Origin of the sequence: Paenibacillus sp. TC-CSREp1 (genome assembly GCF_050171015.1) — a bacterium.
Lineage (GTDB): Bacteria > Bacillota > Bacilli > Paenibacillales > Paenibacillaceae > Paenibacillus > Paenibacillus silvae.
In genome coordinates this window covers 1-7,957 of sequence record NZ_JBNOKM010000044.1, presented here as the reverse complement: position 1 = coordinate 7,957, position 7,957 = coordinate 1, and the positions used below count along the sequence as shown (strand labels likewise).

Here is a 7,957-nt window from a genome sequence, read left to right as displayed (position 1 = left end):
CAGCGCTGCTCCAACCAAGGATACATCCTTCGGGCTTGTCATCGAAGCTTGGGTCACTGCTGCATCCGCAGCCGCGGGTGTGGACAGAGTGACCTTCTCCACCAAGCAACTATTAGTTATTTTCTAAATACAAAAGCTCTCTCCAACTCATAAATAAAGTGGAAAAGAGCTTTTGAATGTTAGTCTGATTGTTTGAATTCACGCGTAAACAACTAAATGAAATGCTCAAAAAAGAACTACACCCTCGGTAAAATCATTCTCCCCCTTCAAACGCTGAACATTTTTTTAAAAGCGTAACCCAAAATGTAGGACTTTCATTTATTTCGCTTGTTTCTTACCGAACTATTCCCCATAAAATGTTGCGCAACAAGTTTATTTCTCATGTTCGATTCTTTACTGATAGAAATTACATAAATTAGATACTCAACAGACATAAACTTTTAAATTCGACTTAACACTTCCTTAATTCGGATAGAAAGATCAAACTTTTCTAATTCCGTTAATTGTTCACCTATTTCACTCATATCAAAGCGCTCTAATTCAAATTTTAAACTCAAAAATTCATTCTCTGGTTTAATTTTATGTCTAATAAGTAGTTCAGCAAGTGTTGTTTTAACAACAATATTCTCACTCAGAGTACTCCTACATTCACGATCAAACCTTTCCTCTATTTTCTCAATTACCCCACTCGCATCTTTTGTTTTCTCAATAATTTTCATGAAGTAGTTTTTTACTTCTTTTTCCATTTCATTATAATACCAACGTGTATATGGACTATGGTCAACAGGAATGCTTTCTATCCCATCAAGTACCATATCTCTTCGTTCTAATATGTCTTGATACTCATCAGAGGTTGTTTCAAGTTGCAACTTTTCTAAATCTAAGTCCCTCAGCTGATTAACTATCTTTTCTTTTGAATTTATAAAAATCTTAGAATGTGTCAAATAAATCCTTCCTGCTGCAATAACAACCACCGCGTTCTCCATTTCACCTCTTTTTTGTACACCGAGGTATGCCTCAGATGTGCAGACAAGCGCTTCAGCATCACTCATTCCCTCAGTCTTGAAATCAAAATATCTTTCATAAAACGCTCCAAATAATGCCTCATAATTTCGTTTCATATTTTTTTGTGTCCCCTTTATGAATTCTTTGGAATAATCTAGTTTACTAATTCGTTTCCGTTATGAATCACTTCAATATCTATATTTGGATAATATTTACTGAACCTTCTAATAACTCTACTACAGCTTGCACACGTATCTAACTCGGTAAATAATTTTATTTTTCCACTAGCCTTTGAAGGGTCAGGCAATTTATCCAATCTTGCGGCTAAATCATTGAGTATTTTATACTCCGTATCGTTATCTCTTAATCTTATATTTCCGCCTCTATCTGGTGCAAGTGTTGCTTCATACTTTGGTTTTGATGGCTTTAACGAAAAATTAGCATAATCCTTTGCCTTGTTGTCACCATTTAAGCTACTATGTGCATAGAATTCCTTTTTGTCAATCCCTGTAATTTCTACTTCAGAATATGCGAAATTCAGCTCATCTTTAAGCCTATTAGAAAGCTTACCTCTCAACTCACTTACCCTATCAAGAATATGTGTTTCTTTATTCAGATCAATCCTTCTTGTGGGAAATACTTTTTCAGTACTTACATTGGGGTTACCCTTACCCTCAGTTCCTTTCGAATTATCCTTCGGTTTATTCGGATTCTCTTCTGGTTTATTCGTCTCAGGCGATTTAGGCGGCTTCGTATTGGCCTGCGGTTCACGTTTGTCTTTTTTCTTCGTTGACGGCTTCCAGGTATTCACTTCATTTGGTGTTTCATTCGTTTTTGCATTCGTCTTGGATGTCTTGTTATTTTTCGACGTTGTTGCTACATTCCCTGCATTCGGTTTTGAAGACGATGCACTTCCCGAACCCGGTTTCGACTCTGGCGGCTTCTCTACTGGTTTCCACTCATTCGGAACTGGGGATGCTTTTTTTGAAAAACTATCGCTTATTCGTTTAGAAAATGAAAAGACCACAACACCGACGGCTAGCTCGTGTTGTGGCATTGTTGGTTGTATAGTTCTCTCTTATTGGTAAGATCGTGTTTTTTACATTAACTTGTTAAAAAACCATTATCTGATTTAGAAGGTTAAATTCCCCTTATGTCTAAATAACAACATCTTGATAACCCACTTCAGTTACCTCTTCATTTAATAAGCGAAGTCCTAATCCGTTTTCAACATCCCATGAACAATTAAAAAGAACACCCATATCTCTGCCTTCTCTAATTTCACCGTACGGAACGACAATTCCATCCAAAGTAATCAAATCATTAATCTGGTCGGTTGTTTCCACTAAAGGATAACCCTCATGAAAAGTAATATCATAACCTAGCTCATATCGCTTTTGTTGATAATATTCTAATATTGGCTGCAAGAAACTTTGCTGCAATTGATTCCAATTTTTCATTAATGCTTTATACGCTAAATACTGTTCTTCATCAAATCTACCGTCCTCATCACCTTTAACAATGAGTGATATTTCTACTTCCCTTCCAAGAAAATTAATAGTGGTGTCCCTAGTCCAAACATAATCAAATTCGAGCTCGCCAAAAACCGCATCATTAATTTTCATTTAAAATCTCCCCTATTATTTTTTTGCAAAGCCCCCAGGTTCAAATGCACCCGCATTTACTTCCCCAACACCACCAAGATGTCCAAATGTACTGTTTATCTTTGTTGGGACAAGTTGCATTGTACTAACATCATTTAATTCGTGCCATGTTAATTTGTTTTTATCCCTATATTTTTCTATATCTTTTGCAGTAATTCTACCAGGCTCCATTCCAAATTGACTTGCTAAGTCTGGAGAATCATTAAGTTGCTCAGCTAACTTCTTATCCGCCTGTGCAAAATTATACGTTCTGGCTTTTCCTCCATAAGTTCCTTTGCCACCTAGCATATATTTGATTTCTACTTGTGCTTTTGCAACAGGTGAAAAATCAGGTACAGCATTTTTATATTGTATACCATCAATACCAGCTTTATCTAACACTATTTGCACTTCTGGATCAGGTGGTGGCTTAAGAGTACACTTAGATTCGCCTCTAATTCCTTCAAAACCAACTCTTGGATTTCCAGGTGCGGGCGTCTGATTAAGTCTCGCTTCATAAGAACTGGCAAATTCAGTTTGCTTGAAAGCAGGCGGAGTATCTTCATCTTTACCCGTCCCCTCAGTACCTTTCGAATTATCCTTCGGTTTATTCGGATTCTCCTCTGGTTTGTTCGTATTGGCCTGCGGTTCACGTTTGCCCTTTTTCTTCGTTGACGGCTTCCAGGTATTCACTTCATTTGGTGTTTCATTCGTTTTTGCATTCGTCTTGGATGTCGTGTTATTTTTCGACGTTGTCGCTGCATTTCCTGCATTCGGTTTTGAAGACGATGCACTTCCAGAACCTGGTTTCGACTCTGGCGGCTTCTCTACTGGTTTAGAGCTTGCCCCCGTTCCACCACTTGCTTTCTTGCCATTCTCCGAAGGCGTCTCTCCTGTTTTGGCTGGCTTAGATTGTCCTGAGTTCGTCTTGGATGTCGTGTTATTTTTCGACGTTGTCGCTGCATCCCCTGCACTCGGTTTCGAAGACGATGCATTTCCCGAACTCGGTTTCGACTCTGGCGGCTTCTCTACTGGTTTAGAGCTTGCCCCCGTTCCACCACTCGCTTTCTTGCCATTCCCTGAAGCCGTCTCACCCGTTTTGGCTGGCTTAGATTGTCCTGAGTTCGTCTTGGATGTCGTGTTATTTTTCGACGTTGTCGCTGCATCCCCTGCACTCGGTTTCGAAGACGATGCATTTCCCGAACTCGGTTTCGACTCTGGCGGCTTCTCTACTGGTTTAGAGCTTGCCCCCGTTCCACCACTCGCTTTCTTGCCATTCCCTGAAGCCGTCTCACCCGTTTTGTTCTGCTTGTTACTGCTACAATGACTTCCATACACGATCCCCATCTTCTGCTGGTCTTCCCAGTACTTTATCATAAATCTCTTCACTTTAGACGTTGTTCCACTTGCCTGCGGGAGAGCAGGTCTCAGGCCTGCTGAGCTACCTGTTTCACGGGAGATTCCTCACTGATCTTTCATTTCCATCACCTGCCTGAGTATGATGGATTCGTCTTCAGTTAGGAGCTGTAGGATTCAATAAATTGTTGTTCTTATATAGTGATGGCATCTACCCTATATGTGCGATTATTATTTCACTTTCCTTATCGGGGCGGCTATTCTACAAATGCGTAACTTTTCAAAAGTCGATGAGAAAAAGAACGTAGCAAAAAAAACAGGTCAATCATGGTGGTATCTGACCATAATCAACCCGTTCGATGTAACGTATTAGCGTTATTTATGTTATAAAATTCAAGCATTTAATGTGCGTACCAACGGAATGGAGAAACCTTTTATACGGTATTATTACATTAGTTAATTCTACTTGAAATAAGTCGCCCGACTTATTCGGCACTGGGTGGGGATAAATCGTATTCTAAATATTCCTCATCCCATTTGAGAACATGATCTTCTACTGCCACATACCATTCAGCATTCAAAACAGTACATCGTATTTGTGACAGTAAAGCAGTCCAATGCTGAACACCTTCCCAGATTGCATCATCCATGTTATCAGGTAATTGTGTAGAACCTTCAAAAATAATATCCGGATCAGACGAATCTTTCAGATCATATACATCAAAACCAGTCCAATTGTATCCTTCTCCTGTACTGTTAAACTTTTCAATTTCTTGTTGTACCGAATACTCCGAAATCAATTTCTTTATAAGGTCTCTTTCGACATCTGTTAATGATTCCTTTCGTTTTGCTGAGTAATATATTGACATCGTCATGATACAAACCTCTCAATCGTTTTTCAATAGTGCATATACTCTCGTTTAAAATCTTCATAAATTAAAAATGCATCAGCTAATAATTCTTTCAATTCTTCGTAATTACGGAATACCGGCTTCCTCACTTTATCATTTTCCAGACCATCTAGTTGTTCTTTTAATATTCCCCATGTCCCACCAATCCTAAGTTCGGAATTTTCCCATACAGACCATATAAATTCAGCAACACCATATTTTAAGGAGATAACATATTGAAACTTATAATTATTCTGCGTTTCTGTAATCTTAAAAAACTTTTCCTTTTTATTAAACGAGGACTCATACCCTAATTCACTAATAATTTTTACTACTTGGTTACTTTCATAGTCTTCGTAACTTTCACTCACATTAAATTGATACTTTGTGGCTAGATTCTTATACCTTTCAATAAAATTTATCTTCTCAAAAGTGTATTTAGTATGTTTATCTATCATATTTACTCCTCCCTAAATCTGATTTCGATCCCATATTTATTCTTCGCCAAATCAATGTAATCTTGTATCCCTGAAAAGTTCTTATTAGTCGCAAGTATTTGTTTTCCCTTAAGTGGTTGACCGTCAATTGGTGGTTTAAAATCAGCGTATTTATCTGATCTAATTATTGTTCCCGGCTCGTACTTCACCTTCATTTCCTTTAAATAATTCTCAAATGTAGTTAACTCAATATCTGCTAAATCAGTCGCTTTTCTTGATACTATCTCGCCTTTTATAGGATCGTATGAATCCAAACGTTTTCCGTTACTCAAATGTACTTCATTACATGGATACCATTCTTCCACAACTGACTTTTTATTGAATGCATTACCTCTAGCCATTGGTGAATCATTCAGCCAGTAATCTCTGGCCTCTTTCCAATCCAACCGATCTCATGGTCGTTTACCCTCTTTGGCTTTACGGGCAAGATACTTTTGATAATCCGATTCTAACTTAGAATCTATAAATTTACCATTAGGGGAAAGTAAATCTTTACCCGTTCCCTCAGTACCTTTCGAATTATCCTTCGTTTTGTTTGTTTTAGGATTCTCCTCTGGTTTGTTCGTCTCAGGCGATTTAGGCGGATTCGTATTGGCCTGCGGTTCACGTTTGCCCTTTTTCTTCGTTGACGGCTTCCAGGTATTCACTTCATTCGGCGTTTCATTTTTTTCGGGATTCGTCTTGGATGTCGTGTTATTTTTCGACGTTGTCGCTGCATTCCCTGCATTCGGTTTCGAAGACGATGCACTTCCCGAACTCGGTTTCGACTCTGGCGGCTTTTCTACTGGTTTAGAGCTTGCCCCCGTTCCACCACTGGCTTTCTTGCCATTCCCTGAAGCCGTCTCACCCGTTTTGCTCTGCTTGTTACTGCTCCAATGACTTCCTCCACCAGACACGATCCCCATCTTCTGACTGTCTTCCCAGGACTTTATCACAAAGCCCTTCCCTTTAGGCGTTGTTCCACTTGCCTGCGTGAGAGCAGGTCTCAGGCCGGCCGAGCCACCTGCTGAACCTCCCCTGCGATTCATACCGAATTGCGTATCCATCCCTTTTTGCGCCGCGTCATGTTGGTTATATCCGTCGATAAGTTGAGCTAATTCTTCATTGCTTATCGTCGTACGCTTGAGCCTCCAACTTCTTTTCTTCGAGACTTAGCGCTTGAGACTCCCAATACTCATAACTGCCCAGTTGATCTACCGTAGTATGAGGCCTGCCAATATTGATTCATCTTCCCTATCGGGGCGGTTTATTCTACAGTTGCAAGTAAATTTGAAAAAATGTCAGATTACGAAGATAACAAAAAAAACAGGCCAATCATGGTAGTATCTGACCATAATCAACCTGTTCAATTGTATCGAAATAGTGAATATTTAGATTATAAAATTAAAGCATTGATGTGCGTACCAACGGAATGGAGAAAGCTTTATCCTTCCTCAAAGGGTAGGTACTTCATACTGTTATAGCACTATATCTTGAAAGCCTACCTCAACGATTTCTTCATCCTCAATTTTCACAGCAAGCCCATGTTCTATTTCCCAAGTACAATTAAAAAGTAACCCAATTCTTCTAACTCCATTTTTTCGCACTCTTCTAATAATCAATTGAGTTGGTTCAATTAAATGATCTAACTCTTCTTTATTTTCTATAATTGGTGCAATCTTGTCAGCTTCATCCTCTCCCACCATTTCTCTATAATCCATGTATACTTCTTGATAATAGTCAAAGATAGCCGCTTCTACTTTAGTCATGATATCGTCCATATTTCCAATAAAATTGGTATATGCTTCTTTTTGGACATCTTGAAATTCGCCTTCTTCATTTCCATCAACACTTAAAATTATGGCTTTATCTTTTCCAAACATTTTTATTTTCTGTTGTCCACTCCAATATAAATCATAAGAAATTTCACCAAATAGTTCATGGTTAAGGTTAGCCATGTCGTCACTTATGTTCCCCAACTCCACCTAAATGATTATATGTACCATTAATTTTGCTTGGTACTAATTGCATACCCTTAAGGTCATTTAGTTCATGCCATGTATAGTTATTGTCCTCTCGCCAATCTGCAACATCACCCGCAGTCCACTTTTTCTCAGGAGTCGACCACTCCTTAGCTAGTATTTCATCAGCCATTGCAAAGTTCTTTCTTCTGTCACTAGTCATATTCGGAATTTTTACCTCAGCCTTTGTAAAAGGAGAAAAATCAGGCATTGCATTCTTATATTCTACTCCATCAACGCCCGCTTCATCTAGATATTTCTTCACTTCAGGTTTCTCTGAAACAAATTTTGACTCTCCTCTTTCACCACTCCATTCCCCTTTATTAACTGGTGTTCTTTTTAGTCTGTCATCGTAAGTACTATACTTTGGTGTTACATCATAACCTTTTGTTACCTTAGGAACATCACCCGTTCCCTCAGTACCTTTCGAATTATCCTTCGGTTTATTCGGATTCTCCTCTGGTTTGTTCGTATTTGCCTGTGGTTCAACTTTGTCTTTTTTCTTCGTTGACGGCTTCCAGGTATTCACTTCATTTGGTGTTTCATTCGTTTTTGCATTCGTCTTG

General features: G+C 38.8%; 11 protein-coding genes. 1 reads left to right on the top strand and 10 read right to left on the bottom strand.

All coding sequences use genetic code 11. From position 1 onward, the window contains the following. Positions 1–440 precede the first annotated feature (440 nt). The 4 genes from ACQSGY_RS30640 to ACQSGY_RS30625 all read right to left on the bottom strand — a co-directional run bounded on the left by ACQSGY_RS30640 (position 441) and on the right by ACQSGY_RS30625 (position 3,341). On the bottom strand, positions 441–1,121 hold the full coding sequence (locus ACQSGY_RS30640; protein ID WP_427182401.1) for an Imm3 family immunity protein: 681 nt from the start codon (positions 1,119–1,121) through the stop codon (positions 441–443). Positions 1,122–1,159: 38 nt separating this feature from the next. Beyond that, positions 1,160–2,062 (bottom strand): deaminase domain-containing protein, encoded by a 903-nt coding sequence (locus ACQSGY_RS30635; RefSeq protein ID WP_427182399.1) that lies wholly within the window; start codon positions 2,060–2,062, stop codon positions 1,160–1,162. 100 nt (positions 2,063–2,162) lie between these two features. Beyond that, positions 2,163–2,630 (bottom strand): DUF6985 domain-containing protein, encoded by a 468-nt coding sequence (locus tag ACQSGY_RS30630; RefSeq protein ID WP_427182397.1) that lies wholly within the window; start codon positions 2,628–2,630, stop codon positions 2,163–2,165. Between the two features lie 15 nt (positions 2,631–2,645). Continuing rightward, positions 2,646–3,341 (bottom strand): HNH endonuclease, encoded by a 696-nt coding sequence (locus tag ACQSGY_RS30625; protein WP_427182395.1) that lies wholly within the window; start codon positions 3,339–3,341, stop codon positions 2,646–2,648. Between the two features lie 34 nt (positions 3,342–3,375). Between ACQSGY_RS30625 and ACQSGY_RS30620 the strand changes: the two genes are divergently transcribed. Beyond that, entirely contained in the window at positions 3,376–3,975 is a 600-nt protein-coding gene (locus ACQSGY_RS30620; protein WP_427182393.1) for a hypothetical protein, read from the top strand. A gap of 514 nt (positions 3,976–4,489) precedes the next feature. Here ACQSGY_RS30620 and ACQSGY_RS30615 read toward each other — a convergent pair. The 6 genes from ACQSGY_RS30615 to ACQSGY_RS30590 all read right to left on the bottom strand — a co-directional run. After that, a complete protein-coding gene (locus tag ACQSGY_RS30615) occupies positions 4,490–4,879 on the bottom strand; it encodes a hypothetical protein (protein WP_427182392.1) in 390 nt (129 codons plus the stop codon). Between the two features lie 23 nt (positions 4,880–4,902). Further along, positions 4,903–5,352: a hypothetical protein gene (locus ACQSGY_RS30610; protein WP_427182390.1), complete on the bottom strand. Its 450-nt coding sequence runs from the start codon at positions 5,350–5,352 to the stop codon at positions 4,903–4,905. 2 nt (positions 5,353–5,354) lie between these two features. Next, positions 5,355–5,777, bottom strand: coding sequence for a hypothetical protein (locus ACQSGY_RS30605; protein ID WP_427182388.1), 423 nt, complete (start codon positions 5,775–5,777; stop codon positions 5,355–5,357). 6 nt (positions 5,778–5,783) lie between these two features. Next, positions 5,784–6,419 (bottom strand): hypothetical protein, encoded by a 636-nt coding sequence (locus tag ACQSGY_RS30600; RefSeq protein ID WP_427182387.1) that lies wholly within the window; start codon positions 6,417–6,419, stop codon positions 5,784–5,786. Positions 6,420–6,848: 429 nt separating this feature from the next. Beyond that, positions 6,849–7,328 (bottom strand): DUF6985 domain-containing protein, encoded by a 480-nt coding sequence (locus ACQSGY_RS30595; protein WP_427182385.1) that lies wholly within the window; start codon positions 7,326–7,328, stop codon positions 6,849–6,851. Between the two features lie 4 nt (positions 7,329–7,332). Then, positions 7,333–7,957, bottom strand: a 625-nt coding sequence (locus ACQSGY_RS30590; RefSeq protein ID WP_427182384.1) for an HNH endonuclease, incomplete at its 5' end; no start/stop codon positions are given.